This window comes from Paenibacillus physcomitrellae (assembly GCF_002240225.1).
Taxonomy (GTDB): Bacteria; Bacillota; Bacilli; order Paenibacillales; family Paenibacillaceae; genus Fontibacillus; species Fontibacillus physcomitrellae.
Genome location: NZ_CP022584.1, coordinates 504,259 through 529,051, shown reverse-complemented (window position 1 = coordinate 529,051; position 24,793 = coordinate 504,259). Strand labels below are relative to the sequence as shown.

The 24,793-nt window shown below is 50.7% G+C and carries 22 protein-coding genes; 2 read left to right on the top strand and 20 right to left on the bottom strand.

The genetic code is table 11. The annotated features are described in order from the left end of the window. Nucleotides 1-14: 14 nt before the first annotated feature. The 7 genes from CBE73_RS02370 to CBE73_RS02345 form a co-directional block, all read right to left on the bottom strand. Nucleotides 15-1,670, bottom strand: coding sequence for an AraC family transcriptional regulator (locus CBE73_RS02370; protein ID WP_094092834.1), 1,656 nt, complete (start codon nt 1,668-1,670; stop codon nt 15-17). A 45-nt stretch (nt 1,671-1,715) separates the two neighbouring features. Next, complete coding sequence (locus tag CBE73_RS22060) at nt 1,716-1,892, bottom strand: hypothetical protein (protein WP_174704645.1); 177 nt, start codon at nt 1,890-1,892, stop codon at nt 1,716-1,718. After that, a complete protein-coding gene (locus tag CBE73_RS02365; RefSeq protein ID WP_094092833.1) occupies nt 1,879-2,994 on the bottom strand; it encodes a Gfo/Idh/MocA family protein in 1,116 nt (371 codons plus the stop codon). Before CBE73_RS02365 ends, CBE73_RS22060 begins: the two co-directional genes overlap by 14 nt. Before the next feature lie 18 nt (nt 2,995-3,012). Continuing rightward, on the bottom strand, nt 3,013-3,753 hold the full coding sequence (locus CBE73_RS02360; protein WP_094092832.1) for a ThuA domain-containing protein: 741 nt from the start codon (nt 3,751-3,753) through the stop codon (nt 3,013-3,015). A 59-nt stretch (nt 3,754-3,812) separates the two neighbouring features. Next, entirely contained in the window at nt 3,813-4,976 is a 1,164-nt protein-coding gene (locus CBE73_RS02355; protein ID WP_094092831.1) for a Gfo/Idh/MocA family protein, read from the bottom strand. Nucleotides 4,977-5,139: 163 nt separating this feature from the next. After that, nucleotides 5,140-6,420 (bottom strand): SGNH/GDSL hydrolase family protein, encoded by a 1,281-nt coding sequence (locus tag CBE73_RS02350; RefSeq protein ID WP_229752562.1) that lies wholly within the window; start codon nt 6,418-6,420, stop codon nt 5,140-5,142. Between the two features lie 190 nt (nt 6,421-6,610). Beyond that, a complete protein-coding gene (locus CBE73_RS02345; RefSeq protein ID WP_094092830.1) occupies nt 6,611-7,198 on the bottom strand; it encodes a YjgB family protein in 588 nt (195 codons plus the stop codon). Nucleotides 7,199-7,481: 283 nt separating this feature from the next. Here CBE73_RS02345 and CBE73_RS02340 point away from each other — a divergent pair, with 283 nt between their 5' ends. Next, a complete protein-coding gene (locus CBE73_RS02340) occupies nt 7,482-8,045 on the top strand; it encodes a GNAT family N-acetyltransferase (RefSeq protein WP_229752563.1) in 564 nt (187 codons plus the stop codon). A 148-nt stretch (nt 8,046-8,193) separates the two neighbouring features. On the opposite strand, the gene CBE73_RS02335 is transcribed toward CBE73_RS02340, so the two are convergent. From CBE73_RS02335 to CBE73_RS02300, 8 genes are all read right to left on the bottom strand, one after another. Continuing rightward, on the bottom strand, nt 8,194-8,658 hold the full coding sequence (locus CBE73_RS02335; RefSeq protein WP_244905514.1) for a GNAT family N-acetyltransferase: 465 nt from the start codon (nt 8,656-8,658) through the stop codon (nt 8,194-8,196). A 170-nt stretch (nt 8,659-8,828) separates the two neighbouring features. Next, nucleotides 8,829-9,809, bottom strand: a complete 981-nt coding sequence (locus tag CBE73_RS02330) for a GGDEF domain-containing protein (protein ID WP_229752564.1) — start codon at nt 9,807-9,809, stop codon at nt 8,829-8,831. 48 nt (nt 9,810-9,857) lie between these two features. Further along, nucleotides 9,858-10,718, bottom strand: coding sequence for an EAL domain-containing protein (locus CBE73_RS02325; protein WP_094092828.1), 861 nt, complete (start codon nt 10,716-10,718; stop codon nt 9,858-9,860). A 192-nt stretch (nt 10,719-10,910) separates the two neighbouring features. Continuing rightward, complete coding sequence (gene fsa, locus CBE73_RS02320) at nt 10,911-11,576, bottom strand: fructose-6-phosphate aldolase (protein ID WP_094092827.1); 666 nt, start codon at nt 11,574-11,576, stop codon at nt 10,911-10,913. Nucleotides 11,577-11,859: 283 nt separating this feature from the next. Next, entirely contained in the window at nt 11,860-12,753 is an 894-nt protein-coding gene (locus tag CBE73_RS02315; protein ID WP_094092826.1) for an aldo/keto reductase, read from the bottom strand. A 284-nt stretch (nt 12,754-13,037) separates the two neighbouring features. Beyond that, on the bottom strand, nt 13,038-15,752 hold the full coding sequence (locus tag CBE73_RS02310) for a carbohydrate-binding protein (protein WP_157739355.1): 2,715 nt from the start codon (nt 15,750-15,752) through the stop codon (nt 13,038-13,040). 45 nt (nt 15,753-15,797) lie between these two features. Continuing rightward, nucleotides 15,798-17,873, bottom strand: coding sequence for an alpha-amylase family protein (locus tag CBE73_RS02305; RefSeq protein WP_094092825.1), 2,076 nt, complete (start codon nt 17,871-17,873; stop codon nt 15,798-15,800). Between the two features lie 309 nt (nt 17,874-18,182). Beyond that, nucleotides 18,183-19,121 (bottom strand): aldo/keto reductase family protein, encoded by a 939-nt coding sequence (locus CBE73_RS02300; RefSeq protein ID WP_094092824.1) that lies wholly within the window; start codon nt 19,119-19,121, stop codon nt 18,183-18,185. A gap of 155 nt (nt 19,122-19,276) precedes the next feature. Here CBE73_RS02300 and CBE73_RS02295 point away from each other — a divergent pair, with 155 nt between their 5' ends. Then, nucleotides 19,277-19,621: a winged helix-turn-helix transcriptional regulator gene (locus tag CBE73_RS02295; RefSeq protein ID WP_094092823.1), complete on the top strand. Its 345-nt coding sequence runs from the start codon at nt 19,277-19,279 to the stop codon at nt 19,619-19,621. A gap of 156 nt (nt 19,622-19,777) precedes the next feature. Here the strand turns inward: CBE73_RS02295 and moaA are convergent, their stop codons facing one another. The 5 genes from moaA to CBE73_RS02270 all read right to left on the bottom strand — a co-directional run bounded on the left by moaA (nt 19,778) and on the right by CBE73_RS02270 (nt 24,786). Continuing rightward, nucleotides 19,778-20,791, bottom strand: a complete 1,014-nt coding sequence (gene moaA / locus CBE73_RS02290) for a GTP 3',8-cyclase MoaA (protein WP_094092822.1) — start codon at nt 20,789-20,791, stop codon at nt 19,778-19,780. Between the two features lie 58 nt (nt 20,792-20,849). Beyond that, a complete protein-coding gene (locus CBE73_RS02285) occupies nt 20,850-22,346 on the bottom strand; it encodes a nitrate/nitrite transporter (protein ID WP_094092821.1) in 1,497 nt (498 codons plus the stop codon). Between the two features lie 254 nt (nt 22,347-22,600). Further along, a complete protein-coding gene (locus CBE73_RS02280; RefSeq protein ID WP_094096084.1) occupies nt 22,601-23,248 on the bottom strand; it encodes a response regulator in 648 nt (215 codons plus the stop codon). 6 nt (nt 23,249-23,254) lie between these two features. Then, complete coding sequence (locus CBE73_RS02275; protein WP_244905513.1) at nt 23,255-24,289, bottom strand: sensor histidine kinase; 1,035 nt, start codon at nt 24,287-24,289, stop codon at nt 23,255-23,257. A gap of 44 nt (nt 24,290-24,333) precedes the next feature. Continuing rightward, nucleotides 24,334-24,786 (bottom strand): GAF domain-containing protein, encoded by a 453-nt coding sequence (locus CBE73_RS02270; RefSeq protein ID WP_094092819.1) that lies wholly within the window; start codon nt 24,784-24,786, stop codon nt 24,334-24,336. Between the last annotated feature and the right edge of the window lie 7 nt (nt 24,787-24,793).

The window sequence follows — 24,793 nt, the reverse complement described above, 5'->3', positions numbered from 1 at the left end:
ACCAAATCCCGGGCTTAATTTGTACAATCCTCTGATAGCAGCTCTACCATGAGGTCAATAACCCGTTCATGCGCAGCAGGCGAATACTCGAACCACGGATCGGAAGCCAGCGGGTAAACCTGATGTTTCTGGACCGCTGCAAGCTCCTGCCAGGCCATCGTATGCTGAAGCTCCGACCAGTAAGCCAAAGTGTCTGTTTCCTGTCTGATCAGCAGCAGGATGTGTGAGGGGTTGGTATCATGCAGTTGCTCAAGCGTAACGAGTTCATCGTAAACAGGCTTGTCCGCCGGATAAGCCCTTGGAATCTGCAAGTCGCCATATAAAACTTCGGCGATAGTCCGGTTGCTGTAGGCACGGATTTCCGAGCCGAAAATGCGGAGTATAAGCAGCTTCCCTCCCTGCATGGAGCCCTTAAGTCTCTTGCTGGACAACTCAACCTTCCCTTGATAACCGTCAAGCCACTGCTCTGCTTCCATGTGCTCGCCAAGTTGCTCTGCCAGCTTCCGGAACTGGGTTCTCCATTCTCCGGTTCCCCAAGAGACAAAGGCCAGAGGGGCCAGACGTTCCAACCGTTTTTTCTCTTCTGCTGAAATTTCGTCTTTGAGCACAATCAGATCCGGCGCTTCCGCTTCCAGCATGTCCAGATTCATCTCCCAATGCCGGTTGTTCCGGTAAGCGCTGAGGGGAACGGCAATATCGTCCCTGATAAACTCATAATAATAAGCCGTCCACTTTGGATGCAGGGGTGCAGCGTAAGGCAGAATTTGCAGGGCCAGCAAATAGCCGGTTAATGGCGCATGGTATACGGCAATTTTGCGGCGGCGGCTTTTGACATACTGACTGGGACTCATTCCGGTAAACTTCTTGAACTTACGGCTGAAATAGAATTCATCCTGTATGCCAACCTCGGCCGCTATTTCCTTCATCTTCCGGGGATGTACCGCTGCTTTGGCCATCAATTGTTTGGCTGTCTTCATTCGAATCGACGTCAGGAAATCCATTGCGCTGATTCCAAATGTTTTCTTGAATTGATCCACGAAATAATTGGGACTCAAATTGGCGATTTGGGCCAGTTGTTCAATCTTCAAATTAGAGCGGAAGCTGCTTTCAATATGTAATTTGGCTGCCTGAAGCGCTGAACCGGAGAAAGCCGCCTGTTTGTATTCCTGCTGCTTCAGAAGTTTGCCGATCAAGGTTTGGAACAGAAGTTGAGCTTCAAAACGTCCCAGCGGGGTTTCGGACGCGGTCTGAGCCGCAATCATGCCAAAAAGCGATGACAGCATACCTTTATCTTTAAGACTTAACGGATGTTTCAAAGGAAATTCGGCTATGTCTTCTATCCATCGAGGCGAAACCTGCGGACTTGCTGGGATCTCATACACGCTAAACCGGAGAACATACATGCACAGCTGCCGGGGAAGCGGCTCATAGACTCCGTAAACTTGATTTGGAGAACAAAAATAGACCTGTTCAGGTCCCAATTGAATTTCTTCTTCATCTATGACTAAACGTCCGTTTCCTTTAACGACGGCAAACAGAACAAAAGTATCGCAAACCAGCCGGGCCTCTTCCCAGTCAGTGACATCATGAATCCATGAAATGTCATGCAGGCGAAAGATCAGATGGTCCGGGGTTATTTTATAATGAGCGCCCACTACTATTCCCCCCATAAAAAGCTGTATTTCCAATTCCTGATCAACAAATGATAATGATTCTCAACAATCAGGGTTATTCGAATGATAATCGTTCTCAGCCTTAATTGTCAATGCTTTTCCTTGGGAGGGGCTGCGAACCAAAAAAGCCATCCCCGGGAAGGAGATGGCGATGATGTAAATCATTTTTATGAAGGTGAATCCGGAAAGAGAATCAGAGAGCCAATCAGGAAACTCCATCCTTAAGCGAAAAAGCCTTCTCCCCTTCCTCCAGAGGAGCCGGAACCTCACACGTGCTTTGCATCGTGTAGTGTCCCTGCTCGTCGGAGGCGTCATGGAAAGCCCACATGGCTTCCAGCACATGGTAGGCCAGATCGCCTGTCGCCCGGTGACGGCGTCCGCTGCGAATTGCATCCGCCATATCGGCGGCGGCGATGCCCCGGGCATTTTCGCTGAAGCCAGGGAGGAGCGGCTGCTCAATCCATTCGGATTGGCCGGCCAGCTTGTATTCCGCTTTCCCGCCGAAATTATTCGGGTCCGGCACCTTCAGCGTGCCAAGCGTTCCGTAAATTTCAATCGGCGGCAGCGTGCTTCCCCCAAAGACGTCGAAGCTTGTAACGAGCGTCGCAATGGCTCCCTTCTGGAATTCCAGCACCCCGGCCACATGTGTCGGAATTTCGACCTTGATTTTCTGGCCGGCTTTGGGGCTGCTTGTGATCACTCTTTCCTCAAGCGCTTTGCCGGTAATACCGGTAATCCGTTTGATCGGTCCCAGCAGCTGCACCAGCGCTGTCAAATAATACGGCCCCATATCAAACATAGGTCCGCCGCCTTTAGCATAATAGAATTCCGGGCTTGGATGCCAGGATTCATGACCGCCGCTCATCATAAAGGCTGAAGCGGCAACCGGACGCCCGATCACGCCGCTTTGAACCAGCTGGAGGCTGGTTTGAATTCCCGCTCCATAGAACGTTTCAGGCGCACAGCCAACGAGCAGCCCCTTTTCCCTGGCCGTCCGCAGCACTTCCTGTCCCTGTTCGCGGGTAACCGCCAGCGGCTTCTCCACATAGACATGTTTGCCGGCCTCCAAAGCCTGCAGACAAACGGAAGCATGAGCCGCCGGAATCGTCAGATTGATGACAAGCTCAATTTCCGGATCGTTCAGCAGCTCTTCCGGGCTGTAGACCCGGGGAATGCCATATTCTGCCGCTTTGCTTTCAGCCTGCGTGCGATCGAGATCGGCACAGGCGATCAGGTCCAGATTCTCAAACTTCTTGCAGTTCTCCATATAAATCCCACTGATTTTTCCGCATCCGATAATACCAACCTTCACTGGTTTCAACCGGTTCTCCCCCATTCGCTACTCGTATTGGTTGTCCTGCATGCCGCTGTAGACACTTGTATTATTAGCCTGGTCACCTTCTGCTGCAGCCCGCTGTTTTCCGGCCGCTGCCCACAGAAATCCCCGGCGCATCATTTCCGTAACCTCAGGCATGTCGACGATATCCGCATGATGACCCAGCGAATTATAGAATACGCGGCCTTTACCCCAAGTTTTGGTCCAAACTACCGGCATGTCGACCGGCGGGTTCGTGTCATGTGGACCGGGAACTACCGGGAAACGGGTCGTTGCATGCACCTGCACTACCGGGTCTACATGCATATAATACTGCTCGCTTTTCACTTTAAAATCCTCAAGACCGCCAAGCAGCGGTTCGCTGTCCGTCTCGCGGTTCACGATATTTACGGTATATTCAACGCCGTCATTTCCGGGGTGAGCCACCCACTGACCGCCGACCATGAACTGCCAGTCAACATTTGTCCGGAAGGAGTCGCCCATTCCGCCATGGCAGCCGGCTATTCCGGTACCCTGCTGAACAGCGGCCAGCACATTTTGCGTAAGCTCGCTGCTCAGTTCCCCCATCGTCCAGACCGGAACGATCAAATCAAGCCCAAGCAGCTTTTCTTTGTCTGCATAAGCCTCCAGCTTGTCTGAAACCTCTACTTCAAACCCTTCTGCCTCCAGAATCCGTTTAAAAATAGCAGCCACCTGCTCCGGCTCATGGCCGTCCCAGCCGCCCCATACGATTAATGCTTTCATGCTGGCTCTCACTCCTTGAATGAATGGATTTATGGTCGATCGATTTTCAGCTGCTGTTGTTACATTTCTTTAAGTTTTACCCACCGGCGCTCGTCAACCGAACGCTCCACGGCTTCCAGCACTGCTTGACATTTCACACCGTCATGGAAATTTGGAGATGGCTGACGGTCTTCCTGAATCGCCTGCATCAGCTCCAGCATTTCGTGCGTGAAAGTATGCTCGAAGCCGATCGTATGACCGGCCGGCCACCAAGCCTCCGCATACTCGTGTGCGGCATCCGTAGCCAGAACCCGGCGGAAGCCCTGCACATCCTCTGCATCATCGGTAAAATAAACCTCCAGCTCGTTCATCCGCTCGAAATCGAAGCGGACACTCCCTTTGCTGCCGTTGATTTCAAACGAGTTGGTGCTGCGGTGGCCCGCCGCAAACCGGGTTGCTTCAAACAAACCCAGCGCACCGTTCTCGAACCGGGTCAGGAACGTAGTGGCATCATCCACGGTCACCTTGCCCATAGGCCCTCCGCTGCTACCTTTGGCTGTTAGTCCGGTCATGTTGTCCGCCAGCGGCCGTTCTTTGATAAACGTTTGGCTGGTGCCAATCACTTCTTCCATATCGCCGACCAAATAATGGGCCAGGTCGATCAAATGAGCGCCAAGATCTCCGAGAGAGCCGGAGCCGGCAATTTCCTTTTGCAGTCTCCAGACCAGCGGGAATTCAGGATCCATAATCCAGTCCTGCAGGAAAAAGGCCCGAAAATGGTAGATTTGGCCCAGACGGCCGGAATCCACCAATTTCTTGGCCAGCTTCACCGCCGGTGAGAAGCGGTAATTGAACCCGATCATATGCTTGACTCCGACCTGCTCGGCGGCTCTCAGCATCTCCCGGGAATCCTCCAGCGTTAGCGCAAGAGGTTTTTCGCAGAAAATATGTTTGCCCGCCGCGGCTGCGGCTAAAGCAATTTCCTTGTGCGCATCGCTTGGGGCATTGATGTCGATTAAGTCAATATCCTCCCTGCCGACAAGCTTGCGCCAATCCGTTACAGCTCCACTCCATCCGAAGCGGTCTGCCGCCTCCTGCACAGCCTCAGGATCGCGGCCGCAAATGGCCGTCATTTCCGGTTTCAACCCGCTGCCAGGAAAAAACATAGGCAAAGCCCGGTAAGCATTGCTGTGGGCTTTCCCCATAAATTTATATCCAACCATACCAATTCTGACTTTCTCCATGAACGGCAACCGCCTCCATCTGTCCGAATTATTTTTCTTCCTCGCGGAAGAACAAAAAGTTAGGTAACGCTTTCATTTTCTATCATAACCCAAAACCTGCCTATTTCGGGTACAAAATTATTAGATGTTTTTCAATTCTTTTTTCTTATTCACGTAACGGACATCACTGCTGTTCTTGCTTCTTATACCAGGCCAACAGCGCATCAGAAACCGCTCGTCCGGCCAGACCGTTGGGATGCGGATCGTAAACATCGCTCATATATTCTGGTTTGATCCGCTGTTCCTCCGGTTTCGAGCAGGATAAAATGTCGCCGACAGCAAACACGCGCTCCGCCCCTTCGGGCAGCTGACTCAATATCCACACGTTAACCAAACGCCATACCCGCTCCCTATTCTCAGTAAAATTAAACGGAGGAATTGTACTCAGCAGAATCCTCATTTGCGGATTCCTTTTCGTCAGCCGGCTGAGGATGACCAAAAGATCTGCCTGCAGTTGTTCCGCAGACCGCTCTCCAATATCGATGTCGTTGACCCCGAGCATGATCAGCAGTTCATCCGCATACTGTGCCTTATGAAGCCAAGGGCTTCCTTCAGCGGCTGCGTCATAAGCTCTGCCCCAGCCGGAGCCGATATTCCATACTCCGGCTTCCCCGGCCAATTCGCGGCCGAATCGCGCGGCCCAATATTCATAAGCGTCTTTGACCGTTCGTACGCCCTGGGTAATGGAATCCCCGAGTAGAACGATCCTCTTCGCACCGGGACGGTAAGAACCGATGAAGCTCGGCATCACCAGCAAATTCTCCGAAAGCGTGAGCCCATCAGCCTCTGGTTCTCCTGCCAGATTGCCCGGCCCATCATAGGCTGTTGCCAGCATCCCTTCCACATTGTAAGGTATCGATTTACCCGGTTCGACCGCCGTAAGCGTCCAGCTGAAAACCAGATAATGCCCCTCCTCCACCTGAACGATTGCCTCGTCGCTGGAGAAGGTTTCGCCCGGCTCCACTTCTTTGAATTCGGCTCCCCCGAAGGTCATTCGGATCATGGCAGCGGCCTCAACACGGCCGTCCGGCAACAGACCGCCGTCCCCTAAATAAGCGGACTCAATCCGCCATTTCCCGCCCGGTTCGCCCCCGGCCGCCTGCTGTCCTTGATCCCAAGTTGAGTCTACAGCATTGCTGTGCCACAACCTCATGACAAGCCTTCCGCTCTGATAGGGACGGAAATACGTCCTGTATGTATGTGTGAACGGCTCAGGCCGGTCCATAATATGGTTGGCCGCCGTCGAAAGCGGAGTTGCGGAGACATATCCGCCGGCCATCGGAGACAGATCTTCCTCTGACATTTGCCCCTTAGACCACTCCCCCTGTCCCTTCCATCCTGGATGATCTCTAAATCCCGTCTGATCTACCTCTTCCCTCGGTTTCAACTTCTCCGCTCTTTCCATCCTCTTGCCCACTCCCTGCTTGACTAAACTGGATAAGACTGCCTGTTTGTCTATTAGCATTATATCGCTGATATCTTGCGGAAAGCTTGGACGATCCCGCTTCTTTTTTGCATTTTCTTGACCCACTTCTGGTGCTTCAAAACAACAAAGCCGGCACCTCACGGTACCGGCCATTTGTTTCTAATTGTTCTTATTTCTTCGTAAGATTGATATGATCCAAATCCGTGCTGCTGTTGAAGATAAATTCAAGTTTATAAGCGCCGCGCACATAGGTCAGCTTCGTTTGAGTGATTTTGCCCGTTTTGATCGTAGAGACCGAACTTGGTGCGTACCAGTTCTTCTTCACCATAGCGATCGTAATGCCGCCAATATTGGTTTGGCGTTCCACGTTGGTTCCGAAATAACGTATTTCGCGAATTTTGCCTAATTTATAATTGAAAGCATAACCCGGATTGCCCATTTCAGCTCCGTATACATCAAAGGAATCGGCATCCTTGGCCGGCATTGGCGCCTTGCCGATCGCTTTGATGACCTCATCTTTCGTCGTTTTGCCAACGACGAAGCTGCTCACCACGCCAGGGAAGTGGCCGTTTAATGCCGGCTTATAGAAGCTGTTCAATGTCTGAAGTGCTTTCTGAGAGTCCGATTGGCTGACGGCCGCCGCTCCTGCCTGCTGTACGGGTACCAAACCTCCATATACGCCGAAGCTGCCGGCTCCGATGACACCGGCCATAGCCAGCGCAATTGTCGTTTTTGTGATTGTTTTCTTAAGTTTCATGATAATCTGCTCCTTTATCCTTGTTCTTGATCATTCATCTGTTCCATTACCCTATCCCAGCCGAAGTCAATCCTGTACAGTTCATACCCGGCCAGGTTACTAAGCTATATTTCGACTATATCTCATTCTTGCAGGTCAAGGGTTACGAACCTCTGAACAGGATATATCAATTTTGATACAAAAACTGTCCCTTACCCGCCCGAACCAGCCATTATGCTACAATATTTGCAGAGTCTTTTTTGGCGTAATGTTATAGAACTTCGGATGAATTTGGAGGGGATCAATGATGGACTTGACGTTCACCACTCTGTCTCACTGGGACCAGGAACAATGGAATCAACTGCGGCCCATTTACGAGGAGGCTTTCCCTCATGGCGCCAAGCCGGAAGCGATTCTGCACGGTATGCTGGACCGGGGGATCGGCTTTCTGCACGGCGGTTATCAGGGGACTGAAGCCGTTACAATGGCTGTAACCGGGCTGGCCGGACCCGCAAACGACCGAAAGCTGATTCTGGATTATATGGCTGTTCGCCAAGATCTGCGTGGGCAAGGTTTGGGCCGTCTTTTTCTGAGACAGATTCGAGATTGGGCCATTCGGGAGCATGGAATTAATGCGATTATTCTGGAGGCGGAAGCTGAAGACAATGAAGTTAACCGGACCCGGCTGCAATTTTGGCAGCAATGCGGCTTTATTCCGACCGACTACGTCCACACTTATATATGGGTTCCTGAGCCCTATCGTGGCTTAGTGCTGCCGCTGGAACCCGACTTTGAACTGAAGGATAACGGGCAGTCTCTCTTCCGTTACATCACCGCTTTGCATGAAAAAGCCTACCGAAAACGGTAGGCTCCATATGCAACTTGAAATAGCTGCAATAAAAATAGTTACGCTTAAAACAGTCATGCTTAAAATAGTCACCCTTAAAATAGTTACATTTCTGTCATTTGTGTATCACTGTTGTTTCGAATCGGCTGCTGTATCCCAGCCCGCCCGCTTAGCGGAGCACTTTTTCAAACACCGGAAAGTCGGCCTCTCTAGCCGGGTAGTTGATTTTCCCTCTGACTTCGTAACCGAGTTTGAGATAAAGACCTTGTGCGGTTATATTCTTGGCGTATGTATCCAGCCGGACACTCTTATATCCGTTATCCTGGGCATATTGTTCCGCAAAAGCAATCAATCTGCTGGCTATCCCACGCCCCTGCGCGTTAGGATCCACGGCCAGCCGGTGCATAATTAAATTTGGCCCCTGCTTCTGCTGCCAATCGATGTTCGCGTACTGCTCATCCTGATTATCGTCAAGCACCATCATGCCCAGAACCTGGCCGTCCTCCGTTGCCGCGATACACATCGTTCCTCGCTCTAGATCTCCGGCAATAATATCCTCAGTCGGGTAGTCTTCTCCCCATTGTTCGTTGCCGCCTTCATTCATTACCCGAACAACCCGACCAATCATGCTCATCAATGGCTGAAGATGATCGGGGTTTGCTTTTAGAATGTCGATATTCACTGAATCTCTCCTCCGCCGTCTGTGTCTTTTAAATCTTGATCAAAGTTTATCATAGGACGCCGAAGTGTACGAATAGACCTTTCAAATCTGTACTTACTCTATCTCCATATAATGTAACCGCTTTAACTTTGAACCTGCATGCCTGCGTCCTGTGAAACCTCATGATCCGCATAACTGACACTTCCGGGAGTGGACTTGCAGATCTTCTTGATCCGTGTGGCTTCCTCTACAATCTCGTCGACATGTTTATAAGCTCTAACCCGGTTTGTAACAACCGCAATGGAAAGTGAGGTCAGCGGAATAGCCGCATATACGCCGTCCCGTGATTCCCCCATCACATACTGATTCCGCCAATCTTCTTCATTATAAAATTCCAGCTTCTGTTTCTCGAACTCTACAAGGACCTGCTGGCAAATCGGTTCAAAGTCATGGTGACTTAATATCGCTATGAAATCATCTCCGCCAATATGGCCCAGGAAGTCATCCGTAAAATACCGGCGCAGCAGGTTGGCCGTGGCCTGAATCAGCTCATCGCCCATTTTGAAACCATAACTGTCGTTGTACGTCTTGAAATGGTCCAAATCTATGTATAAAACGCTGAAAAATTCCTGCTGTACGGATTGATGAAGCCGATCCTCAATGATCCGGTTGCCTGGGAGCCCGGTTAACGGGTTCATGAAAATAGCCATTTCAGCCCTAATGTCGGCGACGGCCAGCAGCAGACTTCGAATACTGACTGCTCCGTACAGGCTTCCATCCTTCGTTACGATGACTCCTTCATAAAGATCCTCATCGCTCCGGTTCATCGCCTGGATACTGACTTCCGTGATCGGGTCTTCATAATCAACAACTAAAGGCTGGTTATTGACGACAAGCCGGACAGGCCGGCCCATATACAAATTATAGCCATATTGCGTACCGATCTTCTGATAGAAGCGGGAACGCATCAGCAGTTGGGGATGTCCATTTCCCTCAACTACCGCAACACCTTCCAGCTTTGGATTTTGTTTAAACAAACCGTTGACGAAGCCGCATTTGGTGTCTGGTGTTACGGACGGAATAGATTCGGCTATCTCACCGATTTTCGTATACATCTTTCTCATCCTCTCTCTCCTCTGGAGAAACGCCAGCCTCAGGTTCAATCAGTTCTGTTACATGGAGGCCAAGGATAAGGGAACGGATTGGAGCTTGGTTTCCGGTCTGCCAAGCGCATATCCTTGGCCATATTCAATACCTTCCGAGCGCAGATAAGAAATTTCATCCGTGCTTTCAATACCTTCAGCTATGATATGTGTGCCGGAGGCCTCCGCAAATTCCTGAAGCAGCTTGACCACCTTCCGCTGGTTCGGCTGACGATACACATCACGGATCAGGGACTTGTCCAGCTTGATAAATTCCGGCTTCAGACTGACAATGGCTTTTAGACTGTTATAACCTGACCCCGCATCGTCTATGGCAATCCTGAACCCCTGCGACCGGTAATGGGACAAGATCCTTTCAAACGCATCATAGTCCTGAACGGCCTGGCGTTCCGTTAATTCAAATACGATTTGCTCCGGGCTGAACCCAAACCTCGACAACAATTGCAGCGTTTCTCCGCTGCGATAATTGGAATCAGACAACACCTCCGGATGAACATTCAAAAAGATTACGGCATCCTTCGCGGACGAATCGACCGCCGCCTTCTTGAAACGCTCCAGCGACAGCTCCCGGCAGAACCGCTCAAAAGCAAACACCTGATCCGTATAACCGATGAAGTCATAAAATGATTCGGTGGTCGGAAAATGGGACGAAATCGGCGGGCGGTTCAACACTTCAAAGCCAAGACAATCGTTATTTTGCAAATGGAAGATCGGTTGAAAATAACTGGTCAGCTTCCTGCCGCGGACGATGCGCTGAAACTCGTCAAATCTTCTATAAGCCAATAAGGAGTGACGTGTAGTGTGATAGAAATAGGTCATGTAGTTATACAGACCGCTTTTGTCCATAGAAGGAAAGAGCGGTTTCTTCATCTTTTGGTTTCTCCCTTGTTATTATATATGTAATATTCAAAATCCTGGCTCTCTAGCCCTTTAGACCTATCGTAACACTCCTATAACTGACAAGCGTCAATCCGATGTTAAGCTTATGTAAAATAAATAAAAAGCACCGCGTTTATTACAAACACGGTGCTTTCATAAGACTCATTGAAGTTTGGTCGGTTCTTATTTAACCGATTTGCTCCAGTCGGCAGCGAATTTAGCCAGACCTTGCTCTGTCAATGGGTGTTTAGTCAATTGATCGATAACGCTGAATGGAATTGTAGCGATGTGCGCACCAGCCAATGCTACGCGTGTAACATGGTCTGGGTGACGAACGGAAGCAGCAATGATTTGAGTGTCCAGATTGTGAACACGGAACAGCTCAGCAATTTTGGCAACCAGTTGAACACCGTCTTCGGAGATGTCGTCCAGACGACCCAAGAACGGAGAAACATAAGTTGCGCCAGCACGTGCAGCAAGCAAGGCTTGGTTAACTGTAAAGATCAAGGTAACGTTAGTTTTAACGCCTTGTTTAGTCAAAGCGCGGCAAGCTTCCAAACCAGCCAAAGTCATTGGCAGTTTGATTGTGATGTTCTTGTCGCCATTGTTGATTTTGATCAGCTCTTGAGCTTGGGCAATCATATCTTCAGCAGTTTCTGCATCTGGAGTAACTTCCGCAGATACGGATTCAACTTCAGGAACAGCCTGCAAAATTTCCGCGATGCGGTCTTCAAATTTAACGCCTTCTTTAACAACCAGAGAAGGGTTTGTTGTTACGCCGGACAGAACACCAAGTTTGTAAGCTTTTTTGATGTCGTCCAGGTTGGCAGTATCGATGAAAAATTTCATTTTTGGTAACCTCCACAAATTTAATTAATGTATTTTTGAAAGTTTCTTACCCAAGTATACTCTCGTGTCCAGAAGAGGTCAATTTGCAAAAACCTCACATGTGTCCGTATTTCGACAATTTCAGAGCTAAAACGAGGGGTTAGTTCAATGATATCGCCTATTAAGGCCAAAAACGATATATTTTCCAAAATAAATCGGGATTTCAGGGTTGCCAGGCTGGAGAATACTCTGCTAGTCCTGCTTATTGTTCACGGAGAACACTAGTTTTATGTGCAGCCCCCTATTAAACCTGACCGCTCCAATCAGGCTTTGCCACTTCCCGCCAGCGGTTGCGGATACGTTCAAAAACTTCTGAAGACAGCAAGCCTTCAGCCAGCAATTCTGCATTTTCCTGCCAGCGGTTCGGTTTATTCGTTCCGACAATAGCTGTATCTACGCCAGGCACGCTTAATGTGAAACGCAGGGCCGTTTGCACCGCTTGTTTGATATCCTGCTCCAGAAAGTCATATTTCAGTTCACCAAGCCGCTTCCAATAAACATAAGGATAAGCTTGTTCATCCAGGGAATCATAAGTCCAGGCTGCATTGGCAATCGGCCGTTTGGCGATGATCCCCATCCCTTTCTCCTTCGCTTTCGGAATCGTCAGTTCCACGGATTCCTGATCCGCAATATTGACGGAAGTTTCAAAGCTGTCAAACACGCCGGTCTGAATGGCAAATGCCGCATCCTTGCTGTCGCCGCTGTAGCCAATGAACCGTATCTTCCCGGCCTGCTTGGCCTTTTGCAGCACCTCGATTACTTCACCTTGGCGAAGAACCTCTTCACTGCAGCTGTGCAGATGGATCACATCGACATAATCTGTCTTCAGCCGCTTAAGGCTTCGATCGATGCTGGTTTCGAGCATGGACGGCTTCCAGTCCCCGCCTTCCAGGCCGGAGGCATGTCCACATTTGGTGAAGAGGTAGAAGTCATTCCGTCTCCCGCCCAGTACTTTACCAATCAGTTCCTCGCTGTCGCCATAACATTCCGCCGTATCAATCACGTTTAGCCCCGCATCCAGCGCACTGTGCAGCAGCCGTTCAACCTCCTGCTCAGACACCCCTCTGCCGATTTCAGCCCCGCCGAAACCAAGCACACTGACTTCCATACCGGTATTGCCGTATTGACGTTTCTCCAAAGTAAAGCCTCCGATCTCGATCCATATTGAACAAGGCTTGCATAAAGACAAGGCTCTGCAAAAGGACAAAGCTTTGCATTAGGCTTGGCCGCTGCCTTGTTCGCAAGGAATATTTTACCTCTTATGAAGGTCATAACTCTATAGTAAATTCCCCAAAATCGCTAAATCTGAAACCACAGAATTAGAAAGCGCTGAACTGGCGATCCTGTTTGATAGCAAATTGGTGAGCTCGGCAAAAAGCCGCTCTCTATCGCTAGAGAACGGCTTCTTTGATTACATAATGATTAATTTAATGGCTCGATTTTGAACAGCTTGGAGCTGGCTCCAGGAAGATTAACATCAAATGTGCCGTTAACCGTGCTGCTTTCACCGGTCCAAAGATCGGTAAGCTTGTAAGACGCGCTGCCTTGAAGGCCTGAGCGTTCCAAATCGATCGTTCTGTTGACGTCCGTGCCGGAGTAGTTAAACGTTGCCAGATAGAATACGCCTCCGTCTTCCAACACAAATGTGTCCGCCGCATTTGTGCCAGTGTTGCCTTCAACCGGTCTGAAAGCTTTGCCTTTCAGAGCAACCTCATTAACGGCCGGATTAGTCAACAGAGCTTCCATATATTCGCGGGCAGTTGCATCATGAACGTCGTCGGAATCCAAATATACCGTTCCGGAAATGGCAGCGGCATTCACGCGCGAACGCGCGCCTTCCAAGGAGCCGCCTTTACTTAGCGCCATATAATCCGGATCCGTGTACGAGTAGATCGTTCCGTTCTGCCACCAGCCATAGGTCAGGTTATTCAGCTGGTACTCAGTGCTGCTGATGGAACCGTCCACATCACAGGAAATCCGCCGGCTGTGCGCATATTGGCTCGGGAAGATCGGCGCAATGGAAGCGCTGATAAACATCGTTCCGCCTGCGGTTTGATCCAGGTAAGCCATGCCTTCGTTATAAGCCTGAATCCCCGTTTGTACCGCTGGATCATAATGCTTGCCTTCGAGTGAGCCGTGAGTCAGGAAGTCCACTTTGATATATTCAAAGCCGGCTTTCTTGAAACGGTCCATGTAGTAATCCAGCCGCTGCTTAACCGCCGGATGTGTGGGGTCAACCGCATAAGCGCCGTCCAGCTTCGGCAGCACCTGGCCTTCGCTGTCGCGAAGCACAATATCTCCATATTTGTAGGCTCCATTGGTGCCTTCTACTGTTTGATCCAGATTATCGCCCCAGTACACGAAAGGCGAATAATAGATTCCGGCCTTTTGTCCGTTGCCATGGATCAACGTCACTAGATCGGCAAGCTGCTCATCGTTCATGTTGTCCCAGTAGGAATCCAGGTTAATGTAGACGTTGCCGTCGTTCTCAAAAGACTGATTCTGCAGCTGATTCTTAATATACTCTGAGGTATCCGCTACCGCATCATAGCTGACATTACTGGAGTAGGCTCCCCAGCTGTTCCAGCCTACCGGTACACCCGAAGGAATGTCCGGGCCAAAAGCGAGCGGCGGCGCTACGGCGGCGTTTGCTGCCCCGTAAGCTTCAAGTCCTGTCCGATAATCGCGGTAAAACCCGACGAAAATTTCAGGAGAGGTCACACTTGTTCCGGTCACTTTGCCATGAGCCACACTGTCCCGGGTAGAGGAGGATGAAGTAAACCCACCATACACCTGCAGCTCATTCAATTTGTTGTCCGAACCGCTCCAGTAAATGCCGGTCTTCCAGGTATCATGAGACACGGACCCCAAAACGAGGCCGTTTCGGCTGGTATTGTCAAAGACCGCCGTCATCTCGGAGCTGATGTAATTGTTGTTATTCAGGCTGGTGTTGATCGTTTTGGACTGGTAACGGGACCAGGCGTCGTTGTCAAACGGTGTTACCAGGACACGGTTATCGTCGTAGCTGCCGATATCCACCCCGCCCCGGGCCTCCATCACAATCGGCGCTATATAGTTTGTAGCCAGCGGTGTAGATTGTTTAGCCACCGTCTTGGTCAGCAGGTAAGGACCGTTTTCATAGATGCTGTAGACCTGATCCAGGGAAGGAGCTCCCTGCTTCTTATTATGAACGGTTACGCGAACCCCTTTACCGACGCTGTCCTGGAAAGGGACGATTTCATTTTTGCTGAAGGTGTGCGAATTATAATCTTTGCTCGCCATCTTTCGTCCGGTGTCCACCTCGCTGTATAGCCCGGTTGCTACCGTTTGTCCGCCCCAATTGTATTGGGACAGTCCCGTATGCGTGTTGTAGACCACCTCGTAGGACGAATTGCCGATTTTGAAGCCTTTTTTGTATTCCGTTAACGTTATGGCACCGTATTTCGAAACGCTGACAACCTTACCGAGCGCCCCGATGCTTCCGTCTCCGGAAGGTCCCTGACTGCCCTCGGCATCAAAGACCAGATCAATTTTGTCAAAGTCAGGTGAATAGCCGTTATCATCGTCAAACAGGAGGGTATTGCTGCCCTGCTGCAGGTAAATTTGATAAGTATACTGTCCTACCGTGTTCCAGTCCGCTGTTTTAGGGAAGCTGATATTCTCTTTCTCCCCGCCGTTGACGGAAAGAGAAGCGGCCCGCGAATCACCGGAAATATAGGAGATCGTCAAATCGTACACCCCGGTTTGGCTTACGGTTACTCCGTTAAACTGAAGGGTCGAACCGCCGTACAAATTGCCTACTTTAGTTCCCCCGGAACAGCTGTCGCAGGAGACGGGACCGGCATTGCCTGTCAAAGTGTTGCCGGATGCCTCCGCCTCATAAGAAACCGTAGCTGCCGAAGAACCGTCACCCTGATGATTGTTGTTCTTGTTCGATTCCTGGGTCTTGGCGGAAGCGGAAGAAGCAGCCGAAATCGAGCTTGATGATACAGCTGAAGCCGTTAAAGCCGAAGCGGCTGCAGCCGCCGAATTGATTGGAGTTGCCCATGAGCTGCTGGAGAAAGCAAAAGCCAGGAAAAGCGGTAAAATTGCCGCCGCGGATTTATGAAATACTCGGTTGAACCGCCGGATATTCATGAAGTTCCTCCTTTTTTGTGATCCGATTATGATACGATTATAGGTTTAGGATTGTACGGCCAAGGTCAGCTTGTAGATTTTCGACTCCGCCGGTTCAAGGCTACAGGTCAGCTCATCCTTAATGATCGCCGCCTCGCCATCCCACAGTTCGGTCATTTGATAGCTTTGGCCGGCTTCGAGGCCCATCCGTTTCAGCGAAAAGGTTTTGCTGGCCGCATTCTGCTTGTCGAAATTGAAGACCGCCGCGTACATCGCTTCCCCTCCTGCCGAATCTGTCTCCTCCACCTTCAGCACAAAAATATCGCACGCCTGCTGGCCGAAATTCCCTTCCACCGGAATAAAGGTTTGACCCAGCCGGGCCAGATTCAGCACCTCGCGGTTGGCCAGCCAGTTCTTGGCCCGCCAAGCGGCTTCTTCCCTGCGGAAATCGTCGCCAAGCAGCAGCACCGTACCGGAAATGATTGAAGCCGTAAGCCGGCTCCGCCCTTCGTGGCGGGTCGTCGGCTCCTGGTTGAAGCTCTTATACATCACCGTATGGTCCGGATCGTTAAAGCGGTATAACGTGTTGTTCATCCAGAAGCCGTGCGTCAGCGAATTCAGCAAATATTCCGTATCTCCGATTTCGCCGAACACATCACAGGAAATACGGCGTCCATGCGCGAACGCATACGGGAATAACGGCGCGATCGACAAATGGATAAAGAATGGCTTGCCGGCCTTCTTGGGCGAAAGCTTATCCGCCAAATAGGACAAGCCATAACGATAAGCAGCTATGCCAGTCGTAATATCCGGGTTGTAATGCCTTCCCTCCAGGGCTCCATGGGCCATAAAATCAAGTTTGATATATTCGAAGCCGTCTGCAATCGCCTTGGAGGTGAACCAGTCTATTCTGGCAAGCGCGCCGGGATGTGTCGGGTCAATCGGCAGGCCTCCGGCTATATCGGCGACGATCTCGCCATCCGCATCGCGGAGCAGAATGTCGCTGTATACGTATTTTCCATCTGTTCCTTCAACGGGTTGTCCGAACTGCTCGGGTTTTCCCCAGAAAGCAAACGGCGTCCAATAGGTGCCCGGCTTATGTCCGTTTTGGCGGACACGTTCAACAGCTGATTTAAATTCTTCCGGGGACAGGTTGTTCCAGAAGGCATCAAAGTTGATATAAAGCGTCCCCTCATTTTCAAAGCCCAGTGGCTGAACTTCCTGCTTAAGGAAATCCGTTGTCGATGTGTAAAGGTCATAGTCCAGCTTCGTAGCTGCGGCCGACCAGCTGTTCCAGCCGAATGGGACGCCTCCCTCCCACGGAAGCGCAGGAGCGATAACCGTATTGGCCCAGCCATACGTCTCCAGCCCGCTCCGGTAATCCTCGTAGAACCCGAGGAAGACAAGCGGCGACTCAACCCGAGGTCCTTTAACATAGCCATGCGGCTGAAAGTCGCGGGTCATCTCGCTCACTGCCCCGGCGTAGAGATCCAATTCGTCGATCTGGGAGGCGGTGTCCGCTTTGATCCGAATCCCTGTTTTCCAAAGGTCATGGCTTAAGGAGCCCATCACAATACCGTTGCGGCTCTCCGGAAGGAACAAGGTCGTCGCTTCATAGCTTTCGGTTGAAATCGGCAGTTGCTCGGCGTGAAACCGTATCCACTTGTCATTGTCGAACGGTATCCGGAGCACTTGAAGCTGGTCATCAGGATGCTGCTCATCCACAAATGACAGCGTATTCATTTTGAAAACGGATAACCGATTGGCTTTAAAATGCTCTCCCCCCGTAACAGCCGTTCTCAGCAGCACAAAAGGAACATTTTCATAAGCGTAGAAATGCTGTTCCAATTCCGGCAGACCCTCTTTGGAATGGATGACTGTTACCTGGATGCCTTGGCCGAAACCATCCTCCACCTGAACCGGTTCTTTCAATTTATGGATTTCATAATGTCCTGAATCATACTCGCGTCCGTTCCAGCGGAACGCACTTTTCAGCCCGGCAAGCTCCGCGAACCCTTCCCCGCTGCAGGAGTACTCCCCCTTCTCCAGATCAATCTTAAGCTTAAGCTTCCCGTTCTCCACCACAAACCGGGTTTCCCCTTCCTTTGCCGCCTTGATGGGGACCGTACTGTTGACACTCATAACTCTACCTCCTTCTTAGAACCGATTAGCTTACGAATAAGCTTTCGGTGATATTATAGAAGACAAAATAAAGCGCTTTCCATGCTTCGATCTTCCGATCTATGCCGTGAATCGACGGAAGTTTCCTATTTGAATCGTTAAAATGAGATATTGCCGCAGTCCGGCTCTCCCTGCCTCTTTCAAGCCGGTTTCCTAATAGCAAAAAAGCGGAATATACCCGCTTCGAGAGGGGTACATCCGCTTTTTACAAGACGATCGTTCCTATATTAATCTTTGCAATTATTTCTTAATACTTCTTCTCAAACCTGATTATTTCAAAATGTCTTCAATGCGGTTCAGCACATCTTCGCTCAGCTCGATGCCGGAAGCTTTCGCATTTTCCGTCACCTGCTCCGGACGGCTTGCGCCAACCAGGGCGCTGGCTACGTTGTTTTGACGCAGAATCCAGGCGAGCGCCAGATTGCCGACGGAAATGCCCAGCTCTTTAGCAATGCCTTCAAGCTGATGCACCTTGTTGATCTTCTCTTCCGAAATGCCTTTGCGCATCCAGTCCAGCTTGGCCGCGCGGCTGTCCTGCGGGATGTCGGAAGCAGATGTGTATTTGCCTGTCAGCAGGCCTTGGGCCAGCGGGGAGAATACGACTTGTCCGATGCCGGAACGTTCGCTGAGCGGAATGATCTCCTTCTCGATATAACGTTCAAACATGTTGTAGATCGGCTGGTTCACGACGATGCGGTCCAGCAGATAACGGTCGGCAACGCCAAGCGCTTCCGCAATTTGGGAAGCCTGCCATTCGCTCACGCCCACATACAGCACTTTGCCTTGACGAACCAGGTCGTCAATCGCGCGGAGGGTTTCATGCAGCGGCGTTTCCGGATCATGACGGTGGCAGTAGAAAATATCCACATAATCATGTCCGAGACGCTTCAAGCTGGCATTGGCCTGCTCCGTAATATGCTTGCGGGACAAACCGCGGTCATTCGGGCCTTCGCCCATTGGCCAAAAGGCTTTGGTCGCCAGCACATAAGATTCACGAGGATATTCCTTGAGCGCTTTGCCTACCAATTCCTCGGCAGCGCCTTTCTCGTAAACGTTCGCTGTATCAAAGAAGTTGATCCCCAAATCGTACGCGGTTTTAATCGAGTTCACCGCATTTTCCCGTTCCACATAACCACCATATGTAAGCCAGCTGCCCAAGCTAATTTCACTGACTTTAAGTCCACTTCCGCCTAATCTCCGGTATTTCATGTTCGTTGTACCTCCTTAGGTTGTTTGTTGGGAGTAACCCTTTTCATTCTAATAAAGTTCATATATGATTTAAAGAAGTGAAATGATTTTCACTTAATTATAATTAGAGAAGATACTATACCTTGTATAGTTAGTTCCATAGAGGAGGAAAACCTATGAAAACAGCTAAAAAGGCAAGCAGCTATATTCCTAAAGAACCCGTACATATTGAATGCAATATTGAGAAAACGCTGAATGTGCTTGGCGGGAAATGGGCGTTCCTCGTCATCCGGGAACTGTTCTGCGGCAAACTGCGTTTCGGCGAACTGCAGCGGCGCATTCCGAGTGTCAGCCCGCGCGCTTTGACCAGTACGCTGCGGCATTTGGAGGAACAGGGCGTTCTCGAACGCGAGGTGTTCCCGACCGTGCCCGTTACGGTGGAATATTCTTTGACCCCTAAAGGACATGATCTGCATGTCATCTGTCATGAAATGAAGCTGTGGGCCGCACGCTGGACCTAGAACCCGGAACAGACTGAATACTGAATACAAATGAGGGGCGCCTCTGGTCAGAGAAATGACCGGGAGCGCCCCTGTTGAGTTGTATCCTGTTTATTCGTATCCTGTTTAGTTGGTTCATCTTGAGATGTAATGGCGTTAATTCTTCCTGATTTACGTTCAGCCGCCTATATAAGACATGGGGATTTTCTTCCTAAGGACCGTCTGCTCCGTTCTTTCATCCGAATAGCGGTCAACGCGCATCTCCCAGATCCGCCGAATAGCTGAGCTTAGCAGCTCCTCCTGGACGCCGCTGCGCAGCATCCCCCGCAGGTCAAAGCCTTCGGAGGCAAACAGGCAGGTGTACATTTTCCCGTCCGAAGATAATCTTGCCCGTGTACATGATGAGCAAAACGATTCGGAGACCGAGCTGATGAATCCCACCTCCGCTCCTCCGTCCCGGTACCGGTATTTCGCTGCAACCTCTCCGAAGTAACCGGGTTCCACAGGCTCCAGGTCGTAGACTCTGCTTAGTCGTTCATAGATTTCCTGCTTCGTGACGACCCTGCTGAAGCTCCATCCATTGCCATTGCCGGCATCCATAAATTCGATAAACCTTAGGGGAATTCCCTTCCCTTTGAAATAGGCTGCCATCGGAAGAATCTCCGAATCATTAACGCCCTTCTGCACAACCATATTTACTTTAAGATGAAAACCTAGGGATTGGGCCAGTTCTATATTCTTTAAAATAACAGCAGGCTTGATGCCCCGTCCATTGATGCTGGCGAACCGTTCGGGTTCCAGCGCGTCAAGGCTGACGTTCAGCCGCCTGAGTCCGGCTTGATAAAGCGGCTGCGCCTGCCGGCCAAGAAGCAGTCCATTGGTCGTCAAGCCGATATCCTCGACTCCCTCGATGGATGCCAAAGACGCAACCAGATCGGGCAGGCCGCTGCGGACCAGCGGTTCTCCACCGGTCAGGCGGATTTTCCTGACGCCCATCGATACAAACAGCTTGACCAGCCGCCGGATCTCATCAAACGTCAGCAGCTCCTCCTGCGGAAGGGAAGCAAAGTCATCGCCGAACAGCTCCTTCGGCATGCAGTAGGTGCAGCGAAAATTGCAGCGATCCGTCACCGATATTCTTAAATCGCGCATAGGGCGATGGTATTGATCCGTTACGTTCTCCCTGATCATGGCTTCTTTTCCTTCCCTTGGCTCGTGTCGAACCCCGCTTGCTTTTGCCAGGGTTTCCTTATGATTTCTCCAGAGTAATATCGCTGAACGTGCCGACATAACGGACGTCGTCGCCGGTCTCATCCTTGACGGCGCTGATCGTAAGCCACTGCAAATACGCTTCTCCATTTTTGCGTTTGTTCCAGATTTCGCCCTGCCAAACGCCTTTCTCCTTGATCGCCTTCCACATCTCCCGGTAGAAGCCTTCGGGCTGACGTCCGGATTTCAGAACGCTGGGCTTCTCCCCGACAACCTCTTTCTCAACGTAACCCGTCAGACGGGTGAAAGCCGGATTGACCGCCATAATTTTGCCGGACACATCCGTAACCAGAACCCCCTGGCCCGTTGAATTAAACACCTCGGACTGCAGGGACAGACGATCCTGATAATACATCCAGATGACGAGCACGAGGCTGGCAAGCGCCACTTGGGAAAGAAGCATAAAACCGATCGAATATTGCCCGGTTATGCCGTGTATCGCCGACAGCAGGACCGGCGGGAAGAATCCGCCCAGTCCCCCCATCATGGAAACAATCCCGTTCACGATACCCGCCTGCTTATTGAAATAAAGCGGAACCAGCTTGAAAATAACTCCGTTCCCGATCCCCGCGCACACGGCAATGACCAGACTGCCTACCGAATACAGGCCGATCGAAGGCGAGAAGGCAAGCAGAATAGCCGATAAGGTATAAGCGGCAAATGTTCCCATCAGGAGAAACAACGGCTTAAACCGGTCCGCCAGCCAGCCGCCTGCCGGCCTCATCAGAGTCGCGACTGCAATAAAGCCCGCCGTCCGCATGCCGGCATCCACTTTGTCCAGCTCAAAATTCGAGACCAGAAAGTTCGGAAGGTAGACGGTAAACGCAACAAAGGAACCAAAAGTGATGAAATAAAAAAGCGAGAAAAACCACATTTTCTGATTCTTGTAGACCCCTTTGATCTGCTCGACGATCGGTGTCTTGACTTTCACTTCCTTGCGGTCTCCGAGAAAGAAGTTCAGCAAAATAAACAGAAGCAGCAGGAAAAGATACAGCTTAACGGTCGGCGCCCAGCCGATTTTCGTAGCTATAATCGGTGCAGCAAAGGTTGTCACCGCCGTCCCGATATTTCCGGCTCCGTATACGCCGTTAACCAAACCGTGTTTCTCCTTGGGGTAATATTTAGGCAGTGAGGTGACGCCAACCGAGAACACGGCCCCGCCAATGCCGAGAAACAAGCCGCCGATGATCAAATCGGTCAGGCTTGAAGCCTCGCTTATGTAATAAACCGGGAACAGCAGGAGGATAAAGCTGACTAGAAACAGAATTCTTGCCCCAAATATATTGGCATAATAACCCAATGGAATCCTCAGGACAGAACCAAGGATGACCGGTATGGCCGTCACCATGGACAATTGATCTGCAGGAATTTTAATATCATCGGTAATGTAGGGCAGCAATGACGAAATAATTACCCAGATCATAAATCCGACAATCAAGTTCAGCGTCTGCAGCGGCAGCTGAATTTTTTTTATCATTTTATTCACCTTTTTCTACAGTTTCATTCTGGCGTTGCCTTTTCTTCTCTTATTGTATTTGCAGGTTTAGACTGCAGATATAGGGGAGTCCCCTCTCCTTGGCCGGGGAATCCCCGATGAGACCGACAGCCGCTCCCTGTCCGCTGCCGGCCTCTCTTCGGCCTCCCTTTCCACACAACAAAAAACACCTGTAAAGCTCCACCCCCACCTAAGGGATGATAGCTTTGCAGGTGCTCGAACGTTCGTTTTGCTGCTCAAAAATCAAGCAGCTTTTTCTTCAGCGCATATTCCACCAGCTCGGGCCGGCTTTTCAGCTGCAGCTTCTCCATAATTTTAGCCTTGTGGGCTTCCACCGTCTTGACGGATACGAACAGCTTCTCGGCAATTTCCTTGTTTCCGTAACCTTTTGCGATCAATGGCAGAATTTCCAATTCCCTTTTGGACAAAAGCTCGAAAGGATCGTCCAAATGAGCCGAATGATCCTTGTTAACAAACTCACGGACCAGCGAGGTGGCCATTTTCGGATTAATATAGGTTCCACCGCTGTAAACGGTCCTTATAGCCAGAAGAAGCTCTTCGTCCGGCGCATTCTTCAGCACATAACCGGAAGCTCCGTTCTTCAGGACATGAAACAAATAATCTTCGTCATCGTGCATGGTCAGAATCAGGATTTGGGTTTCCGGAAAATCTTCCTTAATCTTGCCGGTCGCGATCAGCCCGCTTTCACCCGGCGGCATGCTGAGATCCATAATCAGAACGTCCGGCCTTGATTTAGCCGTTACTGTGTAGGCCTCCAGACCGTCGGCCGCGGTGCCGATAACCTCCATGTCCGCCTGGAAATCCAGAATCATGGAGAACCCGCTGCGTACGACTGCATGGTCGTCGGCAATCACAATTCGTATCATTCGTTAGCTCTCTCCTTCTCCCTTATCGTTTCCAACCGGAACCTGCAGAAGGACCGTGGTCCCCGAGCCGACCCGGGATACAACCGTCAGGCTGCCGCCAACCTGCTCTGCCCGCTCCTGCATGCCGAACAGCCCCATTCCTGTTCCAAGCGGCGCGTCGCCCTGATTGAAGCCCACCCCTTTGTCTTCCACCCGCAAGCTCAGCACCTTGCCCGTATCCGTTAACGAGACCTGTACCGTATCGACCTGCGCGTATTTGAGCGCATTTAAGACGGCTTCCTGGCAGACCCGGTACATCACCGTCTCCACTTCATTGCCGTACCGCTTCTGCGAAAGGTCCGAGCTGAATTCGACCAGCAGGCCGTAACTGCGCTCCATCCTCTTGAAATGTGAACGAAAGGCCGCTTCCAGCCCAAGGTCATCCAAAGCGGGCGGGCGCAGTTCAACCGAAAGGTTCCGGATATCGTCCAGCAGGCGGGTCATGGTAGCCTCTGTCTGCTTCATTTTTTTGAGCAGCTGATCATCCTGGGTCATATACTTCAGGACGCGCAGATCCAGAACCGCGCTCATCAATTCCTGGGCGACACTGTCATGAAGCTCGCGGGAAATCCGCTTGCGCTCATTCTCCTGGGCTTCAATGACGTGTTTCATTATTTTATGCTTATATAAATTCTCCTGGGTCTGGAGCTGCCGGGTCAAATCCCGGAGCATAAACACACGGATTCCTTCTTCCGGATCAATGGTGTGAAAAGAGGCCGTGTAAGGGACCATGCCCTTCCCTTTGGTTTCGAGAAAAACCTGGAAAGAGCTGAGGTTCTCGGATTCCGGAATTTGAAAATAACATTCCAGGCACGTTCTTGCCTCCGTTTCGCTCGTATACCCGCGGCATGTCGCGCAAAGAGCGCGGCTTTCCCCCTGGTAAAGCTTAAAGAGCACCTGTTCGCCCACAATGTCTTCGGCAGCCGGGTTCATCGCGATTGTCTTCCCGTCCCGGTCAAAGAAAAAGATGGCTTCCGTTCCATTCTTAAAAAGGTTCATTAACAACGGGATGAGGTATTCCAACTTGGTTTGTGTCATTAGAATCAGATCATTTCCTTTTCTGTACTTTCTTTGAACGACGTTCGGGTCAAATCGACCATGGCTTGAAGCAGCTCATCCGTAACCTGCTTGTCGCCGCGAAAAGCTCCCAGCAGAACGCCCTCCACCCGTTCCTCGTTCCATAGCGGGACTGCTCCCACACTCTTCAAATCCTCGGATTGGGCGATCGGATAATTGAACAGACTGCCCGGACCGACCTCCTGTTCAATGGACGGGATCAAAAGCGGCTTTCCGATCTTGAAGACCATTCCGGCTATGCCCTTCCCGGACTGAAGCACGATGCGTTTATAACGTTCATTTTTATTGCCGGACACATACTTCCATTTGATAATATAGTTGTGTTCCGCCGATTCAACAAGGGCCAGCGCCATGAAATCAAAACCAAGGGTTGCCCGAGCCATGTCAAGGTCCCTTTGGAATGCCACCTTCGTATTCATCCAGTTA

Bases quoted from the DNA above. Each gene is read 5' to 3' on its own strand.
- CBE73_RS02370 (WP_094092834.1), bottom strand. From the start codon at position 1,670: ATGGGGGGAATAGTAGTGGGCGCTCATTATAAAATAACCCCGGACCAT.
- CBE73_RS22060 (WP_174704645.1), bottom strand. From the start codon at position 1,892: ATGGAGTTTCCTGATTGGCTCTCTGATTCTCTTTCCGGATTCACCTTC.
- CBE73_RS02360 (WP_094092832.1), bottom strand. From the start codon at position 3,753: ATGAAAGCATTAATCGTATGGGGCGGCTGGGACGGCCATGAGCCGGAG.
- CBE73_RS02355 (WP_094092831.1), bottom strand. From the start codon at position 4,976: ATGGAGAAAGTCAGAATTGGTATGGTTGGATATAAATTTATGGGGAAA.
- CBE73_RS02350 (WP_229752562.1), bottom strand. From the start codon at position 6,420: ATGGAAAGAGCGGAGAAGTTGAAACCGAGGGAAGAGGTAGATCAGACG.
- CBE73_RS02345 (WP_094092830.1), bottom strand. From the start codon at position 7,198: ATGAAACTTAAGAAAACAATCACAAAAACGACAATTGCGCTGGCTATG.
- CBE73_RS02340 (WP_229752563.1), top strand. From the start codon at position 7,482: ATGATGGACTTGACGTTCACCACTCTGTCTCACTGGGACCAGGAACAA.
- CBE73_RS02335 (WP_244905514.1), bottom strand. From the start codon at position 8,658: ATGAGCATGATTGGTCGGGTTGTTCGGGTAATGAATGAAGGCGGCAAC.
- CBE73_RS02330 (WP_229752564.1), bottom strand. From the start codon at position 9,809: ATGAGAAAGATGTATACGAAAATCGGTGAGATAGCCGAATCTATTCCG.
- CBE73_RS02325 (WP_094092828.1), bottom strand. From the start codon at position 10,718: ATGAAGAAACCGCTCTTTCCTTCTATGGACAAAAGCGGTCTGTATAAC.
- fsa (WP_094092827.1), bottom strand. From the start codon at position 11,576: ATGAAATTTTTCATCGATACTGCCAACCTGGACGACATCAAAAAAGCT.
- CBE73_RS02310 (WP_157739355.1), bottom strand. From the start codon at position 15,752: ATGAATATCCGGCGGTTCAACCGAGTATTTCATAAATCCGCGGCGGCA.
- CBE73_RS02305 (WP_094092825.1), bottom strand. From the start codon at position 17,873: ATGAGTGTCAACAGTACGGTCCCCATCAAGGCGGCAAAGGAAGGGGAA.
- CBE73_RS02300 (WP_094092824.1), bottom strand. From the start codon at position 19,121: ATGAAATACCGGAGATTAGGCGGAAGTGGACTTAAAGTCAGTGAAATT.
- CBE73_RS02295 (WP_094092823.1), top strand. From the start codon at position 19,277: ATGAAAACAGCTAAAAAGGCAAGCAGCTATATTCCTAAAGAACCCGTA.
- moaA (WP_094092822.1), bottom strand. From the start codon at position 20,791: ATGATCAGGGAGAACGTAACGGATCAATACCATCGCCCTATGCGCGAT.
- CBE73_RS02285 (WP_094092821.1), bottom strand. From the start codon at position 22,346: ATGATAAAAAAAATTCAGCTGCCGCTGCAGACGCTGAACTTGATTGTC.
- CBE73_RS02275 (WP_244905513.1), bottom strand. From the start codon at position 24,289: ATGAACCTTTTTAAGAATGGAACGGAAGCCATCTTTTTCTTTGACCGG.
- CBE73_RS02270 (WP_094092819.1), bottom strand. From the start codon at position 24,786: ATGAATACGAAGGTGGCATTCCAAAGGGACCTTGACATGGCTCGGGCA.